The organism is Dyella sedimenti (assembly GCF_022760995.1).
GTDB classification, from domain to species: Bacteria; Pseudomonadota; Gammaproteobacteria; order Xanthomonadales; family Rhodanobacteraceae; genus Dyella; species Dyella sedimenti.
Genome location: NZ_JAKWJO010000001.1, coordinates 585,324 through 604,162, shown reverse-complemented (window position 1 = coordinate 604,162; position 18,839 = coordinate 585,324). Strand labels below are relative to the sequence as shown.

Annotated in this window: 20 protein-coding genes; all 20 read right to left on the bottom strand. The window is 69.8% G+C overall.

Annotated features, from left to right (window positions below):
- The 20 genes from MJ605_RS02685 to fliG all read right to left on the bottom strand — a co-directional run bounded on the left by MJ605_RS02685 (position 1) and on the right by fliG (position 18,807).
- Complete coding sequence (locus MJ605_RS02685) at positions 1 to 1,953, bottom strand: chemotaxis protein CheA (RefSeq protein ID WP_243039311.1); 1,953 nt, start codon at positions 1,951 to 1,953, stop codon at positions 1 to 3.
- Between the two features lie 4 nt (positions 1,954 to 1,957).
- Complete coding sequence (locus tag MJ605_RS02680) at positions 1,958 to 2,599, bottom strand: protein phosphatase CheZ (protein WP_243039310.1); 642 nt, start codon at positions 2,597 to 2,599, stop codon at positions 1,958 to 1,960.
- Entirely contained in the window at positions 2,596 to 3,003 is a 408-nt protein-coding gene (gene cheY / locus MJ605_RS02675; RefSeq protein ID WP_243039309.1) for a chemotaxis response regulator CheY, read from the bottom strand. The genes MJ605_RS02680 and cheY overlap by 4 nt, the downstream gene beginning before the upstream one ends.
- 66 nt (positions 3,004 to 3,069) lie before the next feature.
- Entirely contained in the window at positions 3,070 to 3,849 is a 780-nt protein-coding gene (locus MJ605_RS02670; RefSeq protein WP_243039308.1) for an RNA polymerase sigma factor FliA, read from the bottom strand.
- A 1-nt stretch (position 3,850) separates the two neighbouring features.
- The gene (locus tag MJ605_RS02665; protein WP_243039307.1) at positions 3,851 to 4,780 is read right to left on the bottom strand and encodes a MinD/ParA family protein; all 930 of its coding nucleotides are present in this window, start codon (positions 4,778 to 4,780) and stop codon (positions 3,851 to 3,853) included.
- A 14-nt stretch (positions 4,781 to 4,794) separates the two neighbouring features.
- A complete protein-coding gene (gene flhF / locus MJ605_RS02660; RefSeq protein WP_243039306.1) occupies positions 4,795 to 6,204 on the bottom strand; it encodes a flagellar biosynthesis GTPase FlhF in 1,410 nt (469 codons plus the stop codon).
- Positions 6,205 to 6,329: 125 nt separating this feature from the next.
- Entirely contained in the window at positions 6,330 to 8,420 is a 2,091-nt protein-coding gene (flhA, locus tag MJ605_RS02655) for a flagellar biosynthesis protein FlhA (RefSeq protein ID WP_243039305.1), read from the bottom strand.
- 12 nt (positions 8,421 to 8,432) lie between these two features.
- Positions 8,433 to 9,569: a flagellar biosynthesis protein FlhB gene (gene flhB, locus MJ605_RS02650; protein ID WP_243039304.1), complete on the bottom strand. Its 1,137-nt coding sequence runs from the start codon at positions 9,567 to 9,569 to the stop codon at positions 8,433 to 8,435.
- A 10-nt stretch (positions 9,570 to 9,579) separates the two neighbouring features.
- Entirely contained in the window at positions 9,580 to 10,350 is a 771-nt protein-coding gene (fliR, locus tag MJ605_RS02645; protein ID WP_243039303.1) for a flagellar biosynthetic protein FliR, read from the bottom strand.
- On the bottom strand, positions 10,347 to 10,616 hold the full coding sequence (gene fliQ / locus MJ605_RS02640; RefSeq protein ID WP_243039302.1) for a flagellar biosynthesis protein FliQ: 270 nt from the start codon (positions 10,614 to 10,616) through the stop codon (positions 10,347 to 10,349). Before fliQ ends, fliR begins: the two co-directional genes overlap by 4 nt.
- A 168-nt stretch (positions 10,617 to 10,784) precedes the next feature.
- Positions 10,785 to 11,576: a flagellar type III secretion system pore protein FliP gene (gene fliP, locus MJ605_RS02635; RefSeq protein ID WP_243039301.1), complete on the bottom strand. Its 792-nt coding sequence runs from the start codon at positions 11,574 to 11,576 to the stop codon at positions 10,785 to 10,787.
- Positions 11,573 to 11,941 carry a flagellar biosynthetic protein FliO gene (gene fliO / locus MJ605_RS02630; RefSeq protein WP_243039300.1) on the bottom strand — a complete coding sequence of 123 codons (369 nt, stop codon included), beginning with the start codon at positions 11,939 to 11,941 and terminating at the stop codon, positions 11,573 to 11,575. The genes fliP and fliO overlap by 4 nt, the downstream gene beginning before the upstream one ends.
- 5 nt (positions 11,942 to 11,946) lie before the next feature.
- On the bottom strand, positions 11,947 to 12,285 hold the full coding sequence (gene fliN / locus MJ605_RS02625) for a flagellar motor switch protein FliN (protein ID WP_243039299.1): 339 nt from the start codon (positions 12,283 to 12,285) through the stop codon (positions 11,947 to 11,949).
- The gene (gene fliM, locus MJ605_RS02620) at positions 12,282 to 13,301 is read right to left on the bottom strand and encodes a flagellar motor switch protein FliM (protein WP_243039298.1); all 1,020 of its coding nucleotides are present in this window, start codon (positions 13,299 to 13,301) and stop codon (positions 12,282 to 12,284) included. The genes fliN and fliM overlap by 4 nt, the downstream gene beginning before the upstream one ends.
- Before the next feature lie 13 nt (positions 13,302 to 13,314).
- Positions 13,315 to 13,809 carry a flagellar basal body-associated FliL family protein gene (locus tag MJ605_RS02615; protein WP_243039297.1) on the bottom strand — a complete coding sequence of 165 codons (495 nt, stop codon included), beginning with the start codon at positions 13,807 to 13,809 and terminating at the stop codon, positions 13,315 to 13,317.
- Between the two features lie 288 nt (positions 13,810 to 14,097).
- A complete protein-coding gene (locus MJ605_RS02610; protein ID WP_243039296.1) occupies positions 14,098 to 15,321 on the bottom strand; it encodes a flagellar hook-length control protein FliK in 1,224 nt (407 codons plus the stop codon).
- Positions 15,322 to 15,351: 30 nt separating this feature from the next.
- On the bottom strand, positions 15,352 to 15,789 hold the full coding sequence (fliJ, locus tag MJ605_RS02605; RefSeq protein ID WP_243039295.1) for a flagellar export protein FliJ: 438 nt from the start codon (positions 15,787 to 15,789) through the stop codon (positions 15,352 to 15,354).
- Positions 15,786 to 17,150 (bottom strand): flagellar protein export ATPase FliI, encoded by a 1,365-nt coding sequence (gene fliI / locus MJ605_RS02600; protein WP_243039294.1) that lies wholly within the window; start codon positions 17,148 to 17,150, stop codon positions 15,786 to 15,788. Before fliI ends, fliJ begins: the two co-directional genes overlap by 4 nt.
- Complete coding sequence (locus MJ605_RS02595; protein ID WP_243039293.1) at positions 17,147 to 17,797, bottom strand: flagellar assembly protein FliH; 651 nt, start codon at positions 17,795 to 17,797, stop codon at positions 17,147 to 17,149. The genes fliI and MJ605_RS02595 overlap by 4 nt, the downstream gene beginning before the upstream one ends.
- Entirely contained in the window at positions 17,794 to 18,807 is a 1,014-nt protein-coding gene (fliG, locus tag MJ605_RS02590; RefSeq protein WP_279237364.1) for a flagellar motor switch protein FliG, read from the bottom strand. The genes MJ605_RS02595 and fliG overlap by 4 nt, the downstream gene beginning before the upstream one ends.
- Between the last annotated feature and the right edge of the window lie 32 nt (positions 18,808 to 18,839).

The window sequence follows — 18,839 nt, the reverse complement described above, 5'->3', positions numbered from 1 at the left end:
TCAGGCGCTTACTCTCAATGAAGGGAGAAGTTGGCCGTCGCCGCCCGCCAGCCCGGCCAGGTCCATCACCAGCGCCAGGCGGCCGTCACCGGTCACGGTGGCCCCCGCCACGGCGGGCACGCCTTCGAACAGGGGCCCCAGCGGCTTGACCATCACGTCCTCACGGCCCAGCACGTCGTGCACCAGGCAGCCCAGGCGCATGTGGCCGATGTGCAGCACCACCACGTGGCGCCCCGACGGGCCCTCGATGCCGACCCAGCCGGCGAGGTCGGCCAGGACCAGGGCGCGGCCGCGGTGCGCGGCCACCACGCGGCCATCCAGTTGCTGCCGCTGGCCGGCGGCCAGCTCGAACACTTCCTCGACATTGCCCAGCGGCAGGGCCAGCAGGCGCGTGCCCACGCGCACCATCAGCACGCGCTGGATCGCCAGCGTCAGCGGCACCGCCAGTTCCAGGGTGCTGCCGCGGCCCAGCTTCGAGCGCACCTGCAGCATGCCGCCCAGTTCCGCCACGCGGGTTTTCACCACGTCCATGCCCACGCCGCGGCCGGAAATGTCCGAGACGACGGCGGCGGTGCTGAAGCCAGGACGGAAGATCAGTTCATAGCATTCGTTCTCGGTGAGCCGCGCGGCCTGCGCCTCGTCGATCACGCCCTTCTCCACCGCCTTGCGGCGCAGGACGTCCGGGTTCATGCCGCGGCCGTCGTCGGACACGGTGATGACGATGCGCTCGCCGCGCTGGCTGGCACCCAGCGTCACCCTGCCCTTGCGCGGCTTGCCGGCGCGCTCGCGTTCTTCCGGCATTTCCACGCCGTGGTCGAGCGCGTTGCGGATCAGGTGCACCATCGGGTCGGCCAGCGCCTCGACCAGGCTGCGGTCCAGGTCGGTGTCCTCGCCCTCCTGCACCAGTTCCACTTCCTTGCCCAACTGGCGCGACAGGTCGCGCACGATGCGCGGGAAGCGCTGGAACAGGCGTCCCACCGGCTGCATGCGCATGCCGAGCACGGCGTTCTGCAGCCCGTCGGCCACGCGGTCCAGCTCGCTCGCGGCCAGCTCCAGGGTTTCGTCACCCTGCTTGGCCGCCAGGCTCAGCAGGCGGTTGCGCACCAGCACCAGTTCGCCCGCGCGGCGCACCAGCGTGTCCAGGCGTGCGGTATCCACGCGCACGGTGTTCTCCACCGGCGGCGCGGCATGGCGCGTCGCCGCGGCGGGCGCCGGGGCCGCCGGCGTGGGCGCGGGCGCGGCATGAGCACCCGGTACCCCGCCCTTGCCGTGCAGGTTGTCCAGCAGCGCCTCGAACTCGTCGTCGTTGATGGCGCCGGAAGCGGCCGGTGCCGGGGGCGCGGCATCGGACGAGCCCGGCGCGCCGCTCTTGCCGTGCAGGTTGTCCAGCAGGGCCTCGAACTCGTCGTCGGAGATGCCTTCCGGCGTGGTCGGCGACGCGGCCGGTGCGCCCGGCACGCCGCCGGCGCCGTAGAGGCTGTCCAGCAGCGCCTCGAACTCGCTGTCGTCGATGGTGCCGTCGGCGGGCGGCGGGGCGGACGGCTTGGGCGGCGCCGGTGGCGCCGCGACGGCGCCGTTCGGCGACAGCCGGCGCAGCAGATCCGGCGGCGGCATCGCCATGGCGCCGCCGCCGGCCAGCGCGACCAGCATGTCGTTGAGCAGGTCCAGCGCTTCCAACAGCGCATCCATACGCTCGGCGTCGATCACCAGCTGGCCGCTGCGCGCCACGTTGAGCAGGTCCTCGGCGTGATGGCACAGCTGCACCATCGGCTCGATGGCCAGGAAGCCCGCGCCGCCCTTCACCGTGTGGAAGGCGCGGAACACCGCGTTCAGCAGGTCGGCATCGCGCGGCGAGGCTTCCAGCCCGATCAGCTGTTCGCCCAGGCGCTGCACCAGTTCCCCGGCTTCCACCAGGAAATCGTTGCGCAGCTCGCTGTCCAGCGTGGGATCCATACCGTCAGAAGCCGAATTCGCTGAGCAGGCGGTCCGCCTCGTCCTGGCTGGTGACCCGGACCGGCGTGGCGGCAGCCTCGCCGTTGGCCAGCGCGCCGGTGAGACTCACCAGTTCCAGCAGCGAGTTCTCCACGCTGCCGATGAAGTTGACCACCTTCTTGATGCGCTGGCCGGACAGGTCCTGCCACGATTGCGCCACCACGAAATCGGCCAGGCCGTCGCGGCAATCGTTGGCGAAGGCCTGGGCCTGCCGGGCCAGCACGTTGGCCACGTCGCCCTCCGGCGTGCCGTCGATCACCTCGCTGGCGTTCGCCGCCAGCGCCTCGGCCTGCGGGCGCATGCGATCGGCGAAGTCGAGCGTGCGGTGGGCGGCCTGCGAACTCATCTCCAGCACGTCCTGCAGGTGCTGGCGCGCATCGGCCACGCTGCCGGGCACGCCCTCGTGCGCGAGGTCGCCGCCGAGGCGGCGCACCGCGTCGTGCAACTCGCGGGCCAGCAGTCCCAGCGCGCGGAACAGGCGCTGCTCGCGCTGGCGCACCAGCGCGTCCAGCGCCTGTTCGAAGGCGGCGCCGTCGGTGCTGTTGAGCAGGTCGTGCAGCTCTTGGGGCAGCGATTCGCCGGCCATCAGGGTTCCTTGGTCGTTCATGCAGTAGCTCCGCTGGCGGCAAGCCGCTCGAAGATCTTGGTGAGTTTTTCCTGCAGGGTGGCGGCGGTGAACGGCTTGACGATGTAGCCGTTCACGCCGGCCTGGGCCGCGGCGATGATCTGGTCACGGTTGTTCTCGGCGGTGACCATCAGCACCGGCATCGCCTTGAGCGAGGCATCGGTGCGAATGGCGCGCAGCAGCTCGATGCCCGTCATGTTGGGCATGTTCCAGTCGGTGACGACCAGGTCGAAGGCGTTCGCGCGCAGCATGGTGAGCGCGCTTTCGCCATCGTCGGCCTCCTGGATCAGCGCATTGCTGAAACCCAGCTCCACGAGCAGGTTGCGGACGATGCGCCGCATAGTGGAAAAGTCGTCCACCACGAGGATCTTGAGGTTCTTGTCCAAAGGGGGCTCCACGTGTTTCGAGGGAAAAGGGGGTGGTGTGGATCGGGAATCGGCAACGACGTGCGGTCAGCGGGCTTTGCTCCTTCCAGCTCCCCTCTCCCTGTGCCCGATTCCCTGACCCTCGGTCCAGCCGTCCATGCGCGCACGCAAGCGCACGATGGCCTGACCGTGGATCTGGCAGACGCGCGACTCGGTCACCCCGAGCACCGCGCCGATTTCCTTGAGGTTCAACTCCTCCTCGTAGTACAGCGACATCACCAGCTGCTCGCGCTCGGGCAGGCTGGCGATCGCCTCGACCAGCGACTCGCGCAGGCCCGCCTGCTCGACGCTGTCCTGCGGCCCCAGGCCGTCGGCATCGGCCACGTCGAACGCCGTGCCGCCTTCCGCGTCGTCCGGCGCGGACAGACTGAGCAGGCGCGCGCTCGCCGCGTCGGCCAGTACCTGGTGGTACTCCTCCGCGCCCATGCCCAGCCGGCGCATCACCTCGGCATCGTCGGCGTCGGCGCCCGTCTCGATCTCGATCTGCCGCACCACCTCGGCCATCTCGCGCACCTTGCGGTGCACCGAGCGGGGGGTCCAGTCGGTACGCCGCAGCTCGTCGAGCATGGCGCCGCGGATGCGGATGCCCGCGAAGGTCTCGAAGCTCGCATTGCGACCGGTGGCGAAATTGCGCGCCGCTTCCAGCAAACCCACCATGCCGGCCTGGATCAGGTCGCTCACGTCCACGCTCGGCGGCAGGCGGCCCATCAGGTGATAGGCGATGCGGCGCACCAGCGGCGCATGCTGGCGTACCAGTTCGTCGGCACTCTGCCGTTGCAGTTGCAGATATTCGGAAGCCACGCTCATCTCACCACCCAGTCGCTGCTGCGGCCTGCCTGCTGAAGAAGGCGATACGGTCCAGGCCCAGTCGCTCGGGTTCACCCCATGTATCGACCGCACCCGCCAATTGCTTGAATGCCTGGCCCGAGCGGCTGGACGGCCACAGGTCCACCACCGCGCTCTGGCGGCGGATGGCCTGCCGCAGCCGCTCGTCGCTGGGCACGTGGCCCATGAACTCCAGCGCCACGTCCAGGAAGCGGTCGCACACGCGGGCCAGCTTCTGGTGCAACTGGCGCCCCTCGCCCAGGGTGCGCACCATGTTGGCCACCATGCGGAAGCGGCGCACGCCGAAATCGCGGCTGAGCACCTTGAGCAGCGCGTAGGCGTCGGTGAGCGAGGCCGGCTCGTCGCAGACCACCAGCAGCACGTCGTCGGCGGCGGCGGCGAACATCGCCACGTTGTCCGACAGGCCGGCGGCGGTATCCACCAGCAGGTAGTCGGGCGGCGCCACCAGGTCGTCGAAGGCACGGATCACCGCGGCCTGCTCGCCGTTGCCCAGCTGCGCGAGGCGGCGGGTGCCGGAGCCGGCGGGCACGATCTTCAGGCCGTGCGGCGCGGGCAGCAGCAGGTCCTCGATGCCGCAGCTGCCGTCCAGCAGGTGGCCGATGTGGCGCGTGGGGGTCAGGCCCAGCAGCACGTCGATGTTGGCCAGGCCCATGTCGGCGTCGAGCAGGATCACCTCGCGGCCGGCCATGGCCAGCGACATGCCCAGGTTCACCGATACGGTGGTCTTGCCCACGCCTCCCTTGCCGCCGGCCACCGCGATGGTGCGGCAGCGCCGGCGCGGCGGGTTGGCCAGCCCCTGGGCCGGGGCGGGCGCGGGAGCGGACGCGGGCGGGCGGCCATGGCGTTCGGCCAGCGCGCGCAACATGCTTTCCAAACCCGTCGCCTGATGCATCGCAAAAGCTCCGTTCATACGCTTGCCACCGCCAGTCCAAAACGTTCCGCCATCAACACGTCGTCCGCCGGCAGGTTGCCCTTGAGCACCTGCGCGGCCCGGCACACCAGCACGCGCGCATCGGCTGTGGCGATGTCCTCGGGCACGCGCTGGCCGTCGGTGACGTAATCCAGTGCCAGCCGGTGCCGTATCAGCACCGACAGGGCGCCGCCGAGGCTGGGCGCCTCGTCGAGCTTGGTGAGAATGCAGGCGTGCGGCCGCACCGGCAGGTAGGCACGCACCGCTTCGTCCAGCGAGGACGCGTGGGCATTGGCCGCCAGCGCCAGGCAGGCGCGCAGCTCGCCGCCGTTGCCCAGCACCTCCAGTTGTTCGGCCAGGCGCGGGTCGCCGCCGGCCAGGCCCGCGGTATCGACCAGCACGGTATGGCAGCCGCGCAGCAAGGCCAGCACCTGGCGCAGGCTGTCGGCGTCGTAGGCGGGATACACGCGCACGCCGAGCAGGCGGCCGTAGTGTTCCAGTTGGGCGGCCGCGCCGATGCGGTAGTGGTCGGTGCTGACCAGGGCCACCTGCGAGGCGCCGTGGCGCATCACGGCGCGCGCGGCGAGCTTGGCGAGGGTGGTGGTCTTGCCCACGCCGGTGGGGCCGACCAGCGCGGTCACGCCACGCTGCTCGGCAAGGTCGCGGCGGCTGATCGACAGGCTGCGGCTCAACATGCCCAGCGGCAGGTAGCGCGCCTGCTCGGCATTGATCTGCGCCGGCAGCTCGTCAGCCAGTTGGCGGGCCACGTCCGGCTCGATGCCCAGCCGGGTCATCTCGCGCAGCACGCGGGCGCGCATCGGATGGCGCCGTTCCATGTCGTTCCAGATCAGGCTGGACAGCTGGGTTTCCAGCAGATCGCGCAGGCTGCCCAGTTCGGCGCGCACGCGGGCGGTGTCCTGCATGGCGCGTTCGACCAGCGGATGGATCGGCGCGGAAGGGTCCACCACCGGCGGCGTCTCGACCGGCGCCGGCGCGGCAGCCTGGACCGGCGCGGGTGCCGGGGCGGGCCTGGGCGCGGGCGTGGCGCGGGCCACGGGTTGCTCCCGGGCGTCGGCGGGATGCGCGGACAACGGCGCGCGGCGCGACCAGGTCACGCTGACGCCTTCGTCGTCGCGCCGGGAAACCGGCGGCAGCGGCGGCGGCATGGCGTCGGGGCGGCGGGGCAACGGGGCCTCGGCCGGCGCGCCGCGCGACTCCACCGGCAACGGTGCGCCGTGGCGTGCCGCCTCGCGCACCAGCGCCTCGTCGAAATCCACCGCGGCGATGATCTCGATGCCATCGTCCAGGCGACGCGTGGACAGGATCACCGCATCCGGCCCCTGTTCCTCTCGCACCTCGCGCATGGCCTGCCGCATGTCGGTGGCCACGAAACGCTTGATCTTCATTGCTCGCTCCGCTCGCGGGAATGGAAAATGGTGAATGGGGAATCGGTGCAGCTCGTACCGTCGAAACCCTGCTGCCGCCTGCTTTTCCTATTCACGATTCACTATTCCCGATTCCCAGGGCCGCATCAGCGGCCCAAAGCCTGCACCAACCGCACCCGGCGGTTGTCCGGCACCTCGTTGTAGGCCAGTACGTGCAGGTTCTGTGCCACATGGCGGGTGAAGCGCGCGAGCCAGGGGCGAAGCTGCGGCGCGACCAGCAGCACGGCCGGTTCGCCGCTCATTTCCTGCTTGCGCGCGGCCTCGGCCACGCCCTGCTGCAGGCGGTCGGCGAGGCCCGGTTCCACCGCGGCGCCCGCCACGCCGCCGTTGGCGAGCGATCCCAGCAGGATCTGCTCCAGCTCCGGCGCCAGCGTGATGACCGGGATCTCGGTACCCAGGCCGGCGATCTCCTGCACGATCTGGCGGCCGAGCGCGACGCGCACGGCGGCGGTGAGCGTGCCGGGATCCTGACTCTGCCCCGCGTGTTCCGCCAAGGATTCGACGATCGAGCGCATGTTGCGGATCGGCACCCGCTCGGCCAGCAGGTTCTGCATGACCTTCACCACCACGCCCAGCGAGAGCCGCTTGGGCACCAGGTCCTCCACCAGCTTGGGCGCGGTCTGCGCCAGGCGGTCCAGCAGTTGCTGCACATCCTGGTGGCCGAGCAGCTCGTGCGCGTGGCCCTGCAGGATGTGCGAGAGATGGGTGGCGATCACCGTGGCCGGGTCCACCACCGTATAGCCCAGGCTCTGCGCCAGCTCGCGGTGACCCGGCTCGATCCACATCGCCTCCAGGCCGAACGCCGGGTCACGCGTGGGGATGCCTTGCAGGCCCTCCTGCACGCGGCCGGGGTTGATCGCCAGCATGCGGTCGTTGTGTACCTCGGCCTCGCCCATCGGCACGCCCATCAGGGTGATGCGGTAGGTGTTGGGGCCCAGATCCAGGTTGTCGCGAATGTGCACCGGCGGCACCAGGAAGCCCAGCTCCTGCGACAGCTTGCGGCGCACCGACTTGATGCGGCCCATCAGTTCGCCGCCCTGGTGCTGGTCCACCAGCGGGATCAGGCGATAGCCCACCTCCAGGCCCAGCGGATCGACGCCGGCCACGTCCTCCCAGCCCAGTTCGACGCGCTCCGGCGGCGTGGCGGGCGGCGGCGTCTCGGTGGCGATCCTGGCCACGCGCTCCTTGGCCTCGCGCTCGCGCTTTATCATCAGCCAGGCTGAGCCGCCGCAGGCGCCGCCCAGCAACAGGAAGGCGATGTTGGGCATGCCCGGGATCAACCCCATCACGCCCAGCACCACGCCGGCCACCGCCAGCGCCCGCGGCTGGCCGAACACCTGGCCCAGCACCTGCTTGCCCATGTCCTGCGCCTTGGACACGCGGGTGACGATCACCGCGGTGGCGATGGACAGCATCAGCGAGGGCACCTGCGCCACCAGGCCGTCGCCGATGGTCAGCAGCGTATAGGTCTTGGCCGCGTCGCTGGCGGACAGGCCGTGCTGCATCACGCCGACGAAGAAACCGCCGACGATGTTGATGATGAGGATCAGGATGCCGGCGGTGGCGTCGCCGCGCACGAACTTGGAGGCGCCGTCCATCGAGCCGTAGAAGTCCGCTTCCTCGCGCACTTCCTGGCGCCGCTCGCGCGCTTGCTCCTGGTTGAGCAGGCCGGCGTTGAGGTCGGCGTCGATGGCCATCTGCTTGCCGGGCATCGCGTCCAGGGTGAAGCGCGCGGTCACCTCGGACACGCGGGTGGCGCCCTTGGTCACCACCACGAAGTTGATGATGGTGAGGATGGCGAACACCACCAGGCCCACCGCGAAATTGCCGCCGATGACGAACTCGCCGAACGCCTCGATCACCTTGCCCGCCGCGCCGGGGCCGTCGTGGCCGTGCAGCAGCACCACGCGGGTGGAGGCGATGTTCAACGCCAGGCGCAGCAGGGTCGCCATCAGCACCACGGTGGGGAACGCGGCGAATTCCAGCGGCCGCATCACGTAGATCACCGCCAGCAGGATCACCAGCGACAGCGCGATGTTGAAGCTGAACAGCATGTCCAGCACGAAGGGCGGCAGCGGCAGCATCATCATCGCCAGCATGGCGAGCATGATCACGGGCGCGCCGACACCGCGGCGTCCCAATGATTTGAGGCTATCGAGGGCGGAAGCGGAGGCCATGCGCATGTTCCGTCAGAACTGGTAGGGACCCATCAGGTCCGGATCGATCTCGGGCTGCGGCGCCTTCGGCGGTTCCTCGCCGCGCGCGGTGGCCTGCTTGAGCTGGAATACGTAGGCCAGCACCTGCGCCACGGCGACGTAGAGCGACGCGGGAATCTCGCGGTCGAGCTGGGTGGTGGCATACAAGGCGCGTGCCAGCGGCGGCGCCTCCACCGTGGGAATGCGATGGCTGCCGGCGACCAGGCGGATCTGCAGCGCCAGCTCGTCCACGCCCTTGGCGATCACACGCGGCGCGCCCATGCGGCCCTCGTCGTAGCGCAGGGCCACCGCGAAGTGGCTGGGGTTGGTCACCACCACGTCGGCCTTGGGCAGCTCCTGCATCATGCGCTTGCGCGCCATCTGGAACTGCAGCTGGCGGATGCGGCCCTTCAGTTCCGGATTGCCGTCGCTTTCCTTGGCCTCGTCCTTCAGTTCCTGGCGCGTCATGCGCAGGCGCTTGGTGTGGTCGTACTTCTGGTACAGCGCATCGGCGCCGCCGATCAGCGCCAGCACGGTGCCGAACAGCAGCGCGCCGCGCCCGAGCAGGGTCATTGCCCGCACCGTGCCGCTGGCGACGTCGCCGCGGCCGGTGCCCATCAGCTCGGTCTGCCAGTTCTTCATCACCAGCACCAGCACCGCGCCGATCAGCACCAGCTTGAGCAGCGACTTGCCCAGCTCCACCAAGCCGCGCATGGCGAAGATGCGGCCCAGCCCTTCCACCGGGTCGAGCCGCTCGAATTTCGGTTGCAAGGCCTCGGCGCTGAAGTTGAGGCCGCCCAGCAGCACCGGCGCGGCCAGCGCGGCCAGCACCGTGGCCAGCGCCACCGGAGTCAACAGCAGCAAGGCCTCGCGCATGGCCAGGCTCAGCACGCGGACCGGCAGCTCGTCGCTGAACAAGGCGTCGCGGCCATAGTCCAGGCCCAACCCATAGATGCGGCGCACATGCGCCATGGCGCCGTGGCCGCCACTGATCAGCGTGGCCACGCCGGCCAGCACCACCACCGCGCCGGACAGGTCGCGCGAGCGCGGGACGTCGCCTTTCTCCCGCGCTTCGCGCAGGCGTTTTTCCGAAGGTTGTTCGGTGCGGTCTTCGTTGTCCTGCTCGGCCATGGCGCCTCCCCTATCCGCCCGCCAGCTCGCGCATCAGCGACCAAGCGCTGTTCTCGAGCGATTCGAACGCCCCCGGCACGCTGCGCATCGACAGCCACAGCGCCACCAGGCCCAGGGTCAGCGTGATGGGAAAGCCCACCGCGAACAGGTTCATCGCCGGCGCCGCGCGGCTGATCGCGGCGAAGCCGATGTTGACCATCAGCAGCGAGGTCATCGCCGGCAGCGCCACCCGCACCGCGCCGCCGAACAAATGCGTGGCGAACGCCACCACCGCATGCAGCCCGTTGCCATCGATGGCCGACTGGCCCGGCGGCAGGCTGTGGAAGCTGTCCGCCAGCAGGGCGATCAGGCGCAGATGGCCATCCATCGCAAGGAACAGCAGGGTCACCGTCAGCAGATAGAACTGGCTGAGCACCGTCGAGCTGCCGCCGCCGCTCGGGTCCACCGTCTCGGCGAAGCCCAGGCTCATGCTCTGCCCCACCAACTGGCCGCCCAGCGATACCGCCTCGAACGCCAACTTCAGCACGAAACCGATGGCGGCGCCGATCAGCACCTGGCTCACCATGGTGGACACGCCTTCGGCACTCGTCAGGTCGATGGACGTGGGCGCCAGCGGCGCCAGCACGAAGGCCAGCACCATCATCACGCCCAGGCGGACGCGCTGCGGCGCCACGGCGTCGCCGAACACCGGCGCGATCAGGCACAGCCCGCCCGCGCGGCCCATCGCCCACAGCAGCGAACCGAGCAGGCGCTGGATCTGGGCGGCGTCGAGGTCGATCACTTGACCGCTCCCGGCAGGCTCTCGATCAGCTGGCGGGTGAACTGCACCAGGGTGCGCAGCATCCACGGCCCGGCGATCAGCGCCACCACCGCCATCGCGATGACCTTGGGAATGAAGCTCAGGGTCATTTCGTTGATCTGGGTGGCCGCCTGCACCACGCCGATGACCAGGCCCACCAGCAGCGCGGTGAGCAGCAGGGGCGCGGCGACCATCATGGCCACGTAGAGCGCATGCTGGCCGAACTCGATGACCGATTCAGGCGTCATGGCGCGCTCCGCTTTCACTCCCTCTCCCCGCCGGGGAGAGGGGTGGGGTGAGGGGTTGGGGCTTGCGAGGGAGCTTGTTGTCTTTGTTTAGGCGCATGGAATGAAACGCCACCGCGAGCACCCGCTCCTCACCCCGGAGGGGAACGGGAGAAAAAAGTGCTGCGGCGCTCACGAGTAGAAACTCCCCGCCAGCGTCCCCAGCAGCAGCGTCCAGCCATCCACCAGCACGAACAGCATGATCTTGAACGGCAGCGAGATGATGGTGGGCGACACCATCATCATGCCCATCGACATCAGCACGCTGGCCACCACCAGGTCGATGATAAGGAACGGGATGAACAGCAGAAAACCCATCTGGAACGCGGTCTTCAGCTCGCTGGTGACGAACGCCGGCATCGCCACGCGGAACGGCACGTCGTCCTTGCTGGCGTAGGGCTGCTCGTTGGCCAAGTGGGTGAACAGCTGCAGGTCGGCCTCGCGCGTCTGGTCCAGCATGAAGCGCTTGAACGGCGCGGCGGCGGCGGGCACCGCCTGCTCGGCAGCCAGCTTGCCGTCCATGTACGGCTTCACGCCGTCGGCGTAGGCATGATTGAGCACCGGCGACATCACGAACAGGGTGAGGAACAGCGACAGGCCCAGCAGGATCTGGTTGGACGGCGTGGACTGCGTGCCCAGCGCCTGCCGCAGGAACCCCAGCACGATGATGATGCGCGTGAACGAGGTCATCATCAGCAGCACCGCCGGCAGCAGCGTCAGCACCGTCATCAGCGCCAGCAGCTGCAGCGAGAGCGTCCAGTTCTGCGCGCCGCCCGGCGCGTTCTGCACGGTCAGCACCGGGATGCCGGCCGACGACGCCGGCATCTGCGGCATCTGCGGCATCACGGGCATCGCCGGCGCGGCCCAGGCGAACATCGGCACCAGCAGCAGCAACAGCAGGAGCCAGCGGCGGTGCCGGCTCATGGCGTGCGCTTCCAGCGGGCCAGCACGTCGCCAAAGCCCGGCATGGGCGGCGCCGGCTCTGATGCCGGCGCGGCGCCATCGTAGACATGCAGCGTGCGGATGCCGCCCTGCCCCACGCCCACCAGCAGGCGCTTGCCGTCGGCATCGATCAGCAGCAGGCGATCGCGCGCGCCCACCGCCATGCTCTCCACGCAACGCAGGCGGCGGCCGCCCGGCAGGCTACGTGCCTGCAAGCGCCGGCTCAGCCAGCCGGCGGCGAAGATCAGCACCACGATGCCGAGCAGACTCAGCAGCACGCGCACCAGTTCGCCGCCCACGTTGATCTCCGGCGCGGCGGCGACCGGCAGGGCCAGGGCAAGCACCATGGGGATCACCGCAGCTTGCGCACGCGCTCGGCCGGGCTGATCACGTCGGTGAGACGGATGCCGAAGCGCTCGTTGATAACCACCACTTCGCCGTGCGCCACCAGCGTGCCGTTGACGAACACGTCCAGCGGCTCGCCGGCGGAGCGGTCCAGCTCCACCACCGAACCCTGGTTGAGCTGCAGCAGGTTGCGGATGCTGATGCGCGTGCGGCCCACCTCCATGGCCAGCGTCACCGGCACATCGAGGATCATGTCCAGGTTGACGTCATGGCCTTCGGCGGCGGGGGCGGTAAGCGGATCGAACTCGACGCGCTGGGTGGCGCCGGCGTCATTGGACTGAGTCATGCGAGGCTCTTCTCCGGAATGAGGGTATCCGTCGACAGGCGTATTTCACGGCGGCCGGTCGGCGTGTGGAAACGAATGGCGTTGTGGCCGTTGGACTGGCCGTAGCGGCCGCGGAACACCGGCACGTCCTCGGCGAATACGGTGCACAGTTCGGGCAATTGGATCGGGATGACGTCGCCCGGGCGCAGGCTCAGGAATTGGCCGATGCTCAGCCGCGTCTCCAGCAGCAGCGCGCTCAGCTCCACTTCCGCGTCCAGCACCTCGTCCTGCAGCATCTCGGCCCAGCGGTCGTCGCGGTCCACGCGATCGCTCTGCACGCCCGCGTCCAGCAGGGTACGGATCGGCTCGACCATCGCGTACGGCAGGGTCAGGTGCACCTCGCCGCCGCCACCGTCCAGCTCGACGTGGAACTTGGACACCACCACCGTCTCGGTGGGGCTGACGATGTTGGCGAACTGCGGGTTGATCTCCGAGTTGAGGTACTCGAAGTGCAATGGCAGCACCGGCGCCCACGCCTCGGCCATCGCGGTGAACAGCTCGGTGAGCATGATCTGGATGACGCGGTTCTCGGTCGGGGTGAAGTCGCGTCCTTCGATGCGCGCATGGAAGCGACCGTCGCCGCCGAAGAAATTGTCGATGACGCTGAACACCAGGCGCGGCTCCAGCACCACCAGCGCGGTGCCGCGCAGCGGCTTGATGCGCACCAGGTTGAGGTTGCTCGGCACCACCAGGCTGTGCACGTACTCGGCGAACTTGATCATCTTCACGCCAAGCACCGACACCTCGCAGGTCTTGCGCAGCACGCCGAAGATGGCGCTGCGGAAGAAACGCGCGAAACGGTCGTTGACCATCTCCAGCGTCGGCAGGCGGCCGCGCACGATGCGGTCCTGCTGGGTGAAGTCGTACGGCACCACCGCATCGAGCGGCACCGGCTCGTCGTTGCCGGTCTCGACCGCGCCGCCCTCCACGCCATCGAGCAGGGCGTCGATTTCCTCCTGTGAAAGCAGGTCGCTCATCGGCGCCTTCCCCTCACTGCATCACGAAGCTGGTGAAATACAGCGCCTCGACGCCGGGACGGCCCAGGCGCGTCTCGACGATCTTGCGCACGGCGTCCAGCGCCTGCGCCTGCAGCTTCTGCTTGCCGGCGGCGTCGCTGAGGATGGTGTAGTCCTGGCTGCTGAACAGCATCACCAGGGCATTGCGGATCACCGGGTCGGCATCCTTGGCGACGGCCAGCGCGGCGCTGTCGTGCGACATCAGGCTCACGCCCACCTGCAGGAACCGCATGGACTGGTCGTCCTTGAAATTCACCACGAAGGGCGGATCGAGCGCGAGGTACTGTTCCTGCTTGGACAGCACCACCTTGGGCTCTTCCTCGTGGGGCGCATGACGCGTTCCCAGTAGCGCATAGGCGCTCACGCCGGCCATGACCACCAAGGCCACGCCCATGACGATCACGCTCCGTGGCACCCCGGTATTCACCGGGGGGGGCGTGGTTTCCGTTGTCTGCTCGTTCTGAGCCATGCCGATCTCGTCGTCAGTCAGTTGCCGATACCTTCCGGCCACCCGCCGGGGGCAGCCTCGTATCTGCTGGTAGCAAGCGCCATGCCATCGACGGAAACCGTTGTCGCCATTGGAGTTGCGGTGGTGGCGGTGGCGCCGGTGGCGCTTTCTTGACGCGTGTCGGGGATTAGGCGCGACGCCTTGCCGGCGGGGAGGAGGATGCGCGGGGGGGGGGACCCCGCTCCCCCGGTGCGCTCCTACACGGGGAAGAAGGAAGGCTTGGCGCACGCCAAACAAGAACCCCCTTCGCTACGCGAACATATCCAACAACCCCACCGCCTTCACCACCGGCGCCACTATCGCCCCCAACTCCGCACCACCCTCGCTCCCCGCATCACCATTCGAAGAGGAGCCCGACGACGACCCGCCGTGGCCAGCGTCACCGCCGCGCCCGCCCTGCCCCACCATGGCCTGTCCCAGGGAAAGGCCATGGTGCGCAAGCATGGTGTCCAGCTGACCCAGGGTCTGCTGCACTGCGTGCACGGCCTGGGGATGCTGGGCCATGAAGCTGACGTCGACACTGCCGCCGTGCTGCACGCTGACCTTGACGTCGAGTTCGCCCAGGTCTTCCGGGTGCAGGCGGATGCGGGCCTGCTTGATGTCCTGCCCGCCGAGCCAGGCGACTTGCTGGCCCAGCTCCTGCGCGAACGCGGGCGTGCCGGCGCTGGATTGCATGGCCAGCGCATGCGGCGCCGCCACCGTGGATGCCGGGTTGGTGGCCGGCGCCAGCGTGGGATTGGCCAGGGCGTGCAAGGCGTCGAGCGGGTCGCTGTGGTCGTCCTGGCGATGGGTCGTGTCGGTAGTGGCGGACTGCCATGCCTGGGCGAGCTTGGCGTCGATGGCCTGGGCCTGGCCGCCCGGCGACGATGCCGTCGCGCCGGCATCGCTGCCGTCATCGGCCGCATCCGCGTCGGCGGTGCCTTGCGTGTCCAGCGACAAGGCCTTGTCCTTGAGGCCATCCGGCGCCTTGGTGGCGTCCGTGGTGCTGCCCGCCTGGGCTCCGGCCTGGATCGCCCCCAGCAGCGCCACGTTCGATGCCGTGGCGGACGAGGCGTTGCCCGTCGTGCCGGCCGAGCCCACGGTGGCATCGTCGCCATCGTCGGCCGCGCTCGTGGCCGTGGCCGTGGCCGGCGACGCGGGCGCGGCCTGGGCCGGCACGCTCTGGCCAAGCAACGCCAGCATCGCCGCCGTGTCGTGGCTGGCATCCGGACCGGAGGCCGGATGATCGTCGTCCTTGTCGCGGGCATGCTTGCCGGCCTTGCCGTCGGCATGCGCGGCCTTGCCCGGCGAGGGTCGTTCCGGCGGCGTGGACGCGGCCTGGGATCGCTGCTGCGCCAGCTGCTGGTGCGCCTGCCGCCATGGCTTGCTGAAGTCGCTGGCACTGGACGGGGAGGTGTCGCGGGTGGCGCTGTCGTTCGCCGGCGTGCTGGCCGGCGGCGCCACGTTCGCCATCAGGGCAACGGGGGACGTCATGCGGGATTCTCCTTCATGGCGAGGGCTGGCCTAGTCATGGCTGCCTCGCGGTGGACGCCGGTATTGCATGCGTTCGTCGATCTCGGCCTGCTCGCGGCGTTCCTCGCTCTTGCGCTCCTGCTCGCGATAGCGGTCGATCACATGGTCCAGCGCCTGCTCGCGTGCGTGCGCCTCGCGCCATTGGCCACGCGCGTGGTCGAGCTGGCGCTGCTGGCGCGCGACCTCGACCGCCTGCTGGGCGATGACCTGGTCGATGCGCTCGACGAACTGGCGGCGGTTGAGCAGCGCGCTGACCGAGACGCCGCCGGAAGCCTCGGCGTATTCCTGGCGGTAGCGCTGCAGCTCGGCCAGCTGCTGCTCGGCCTTGGCCAGGCGCTGCTGCTGCTCGGCCAGTTTCTGCATGGCCGCTTCCTGGCGTTCGCGCGCCAGGTCGGCGGCCGGTTGCAGGCGATTGGCGCGCGAGTTCACGGCGCGCCTCCGGCAACCAGCTGTTCGAGCGAGGCGATGGACTGGGCCAGCGTGGTCGGCGCATCGACTTCCTGCTGCAGGAAGTCGCGCAGGCGCGGCCACATGGCGATGGCGTGGTCTACCTGGGGATCGGAACCCTTCTGGTAGGCACCCACCGCGATCAGGTCGCGCTGCTGGCGGTAGGCCGAATAGATCTGACGGAAGCGCTGGGCGGCGCGCAGGTGTTCGCGCCGCACCACCGCCGGCATCACGCGGCTGATCGATGCCTCGATGTCGATGGCCGGGTAGTGGCCGGCCTCGGCGAGGTCGCGCGAGAGCACGATATGGCCGTCCAGGATGGCGCGCGAGGCATCCGCGATGGGGTCGTGGCGATAGTCGTCGCCCTCGGTCAGCACGGTGTAGAAGGCGGTGATGGAGCCGCGTCCTTCGGCATCGTTGCCGGCGCGCTCCACCAGCGCCGGCAGCATGGCGAACACCGAGGGCGGATAGCCCTTGGTGGCCGGCGGCTCGCCGATGGCCAGGGCGATCTCGCGCTGGGCCTGGGCGTAGCGGGTGATCGAATCCATCAGCAGCAGCACGCGCTGGCCGCGGTCGCGGAACCATTCGGCGATGGCCGTGGCGTACTGCGCGCCACGCAGGCGCTTGAGCGGCGGCGCGTCGGCGGGCGCGGCCACGATCACCGCGCGCGCGCGGCCTTCCGGCCCCAGCGTATGCTCGACGAATTCCTTCACTTCGCGGCCACGTTCGCCGACCAGTCCCACCACCACGACGTCGGCGTCGGTGTAACGGGTCATCATGCCCAGCAGGGTGGACTTGCCCACACCGGAGCCGGCGAACAGGCCCAGGCGCTGGCCGCGCCCCACGCTGAGCAGCGCGTTGATCGCGCGGACGCCGGTATCCAGCGGGGTGTCGATGGGCTTGCGAGCCATCGGGTTGATCGGTTCGCGCTTGAGCAGCGCGTGCTCGTCCACGTCGAGCGGACCGAGCCCGTCCAGCGGCGCGCCATCGGCACCGATCACGCGCCCGAGCAGGGCCATGCCTACCGGCAGCCCGCCGGTATGCGCGCAGGGGCGCACGCGCGCGTTGGGCAGCACGCCATGCATCTCGGCGACCGGCATCAACAGCAGGCGTTCGTCGGCGAAGCCCACCACCTCGGTGTCCAGTTCGCTGCCGTCCGCCGTGGTGACCATGCAGCGCGCGCCCAGCGGCGCCTCGCAGCCTTCCGCCTCCAGGGTCAGGCCCACCACGCGGCGCAGGCGCCCCTCGACGGTGAGCGTGCGCGCGCCGAGCGCGCGCTGGCGACGCCGCGCCAACCGTTCCTGCCACAGCGCCGAAGGCGAATGGCCGGCGGCGGCGTTCATCCGCGTACCTCGTCGGCCGCCGCGTCGATGCCGTCGGCCTCGGCGCCCAGTACCGCGTCGACCACGGCCGCCAGGCGCGTCTCCACGCGCGCGTCCAACCGCGAGCGCTCGCTTTCCAGCAGGCAGTCGCCGCGTTGCAGGCTGGCGTCGGGCAGCAGTTGCCAGTCCGTTTCGGCCGCGCCGAGCGAGCGCAGCAGGGCGAGATCGTCCGGGTGCAGGCGCACGCGCAACTGGCCGGATGCGGCGGGCAGCGCCAGCGCGGCCTGCCGCACCGCCTCGACCACCAGGTCGGGCGAGGTGCGCAGTTCGTACGCCACCACCTGGCGGGCCACGGTCATGGCCAGGCGCGCCAGTTCCAATTCGACCAGTTCGTCCATCGAGCGCAGCGGGCGCGCGGCGGATTCCAGCAAGGCATCCAGCCGCGCCACGCGGGACTGGACCAGGTCGCGCGCCGCGGCCATGCCCTCGGCGTGGCCGGCCGCGTAGCCTTCGTCGCGGGCCTGCTGCTGCAGGGCTTCCAGTTCGCGCACGGTGGGCTGCGCGGCGGATTCCGCCGGCGCCGGCTCGGGCGCGCGCGGCTCGCCCATCTCGGGCGGCAGCCAGCGTTCGAACATCACGTGGTTGTCGCGGTTCATCACGGCGCTCATACCACCAGCTCGTCACCCGACCCGGAAAGGTTGATCGCCCCCGAATCGGCCAGCTTGCGCGCGATGGCCAGCACTTCCTTCTGCGCGGCATCGACCTCGCTGAGGCGGACCGGACCGGATACCTCCAGGTCGTCGCGCAGCATGTCGGCGGCACGCTTGGACATGTTGGCGAAGATCTTCTCGCGCACGCTGGGCTCGGCGCCCTTGAGCGCGGTGACCAGGCGCGCCGTGGGCACCTCGCGCAGCAGGGTCTGCATGCTGCGGTCATCGATCTCGGCCAGGTCCTCGAACACGAACATCAGTTCCTCGATGCGCCCGCTCAGGCCCGCGTCGTGGCTGCGGATGGCGGCCATCAGCTCGTTCTCGCGCGTCGACTCCATCGCGTTGAGGATGTTGGCCGCGGCCTTGAGGCCACCCACGTTGGCGGACTTGAGCTTCTTGGTGCTGCCGCCGGCGAACTGGCGCTCCATGATCTCGTCCAGCTCGTTGAGGGCATGCGGCTGCACGCCATCCAGCGTGGCGATGCGCATCACCGCGTCGCTGCGCACGCGCGGCGGCAGGTAGCCGATCACCTCGGCGGCCTGGTCCGGTTCCAGGTGCGCCAGCACCAGCGCGATGATCTGGGGATGCTCCTGGTTGATCATCTCGGCGATGGCGCGGCTCTCCATCCACTTGAGCGATTCCAGCCCCTTGCTGGAGCGGCCCAGCAGGATGCGGTCGATCAGGCCGCCGGCCTTGCTCTCGCCCAGCGCGTTGACCAGGATCTTGCGGATGTATTCCTCGGTGCCGACGCCCAGCGCGGTATGGCGGCCCATGTCCTCGTTGAGGCGCGTGAGCACCTGCTCCACCTGCTCGCGCGACACGTCGGTGAGGCTGGCCATGGCCGTGCCCACCGCCTGCACGTCGCGCGCGCTCAGGTGCTTGAGCACCTCGGCCGCATCCTGTTCACCGAGGGTGAGCAGGAGGATCGCCGCGCGCTGCGCGCCACCGATCTGCGATTCTGACTTCATGATTCGTTCCGCCCACTCGCCTGCATTGCCGG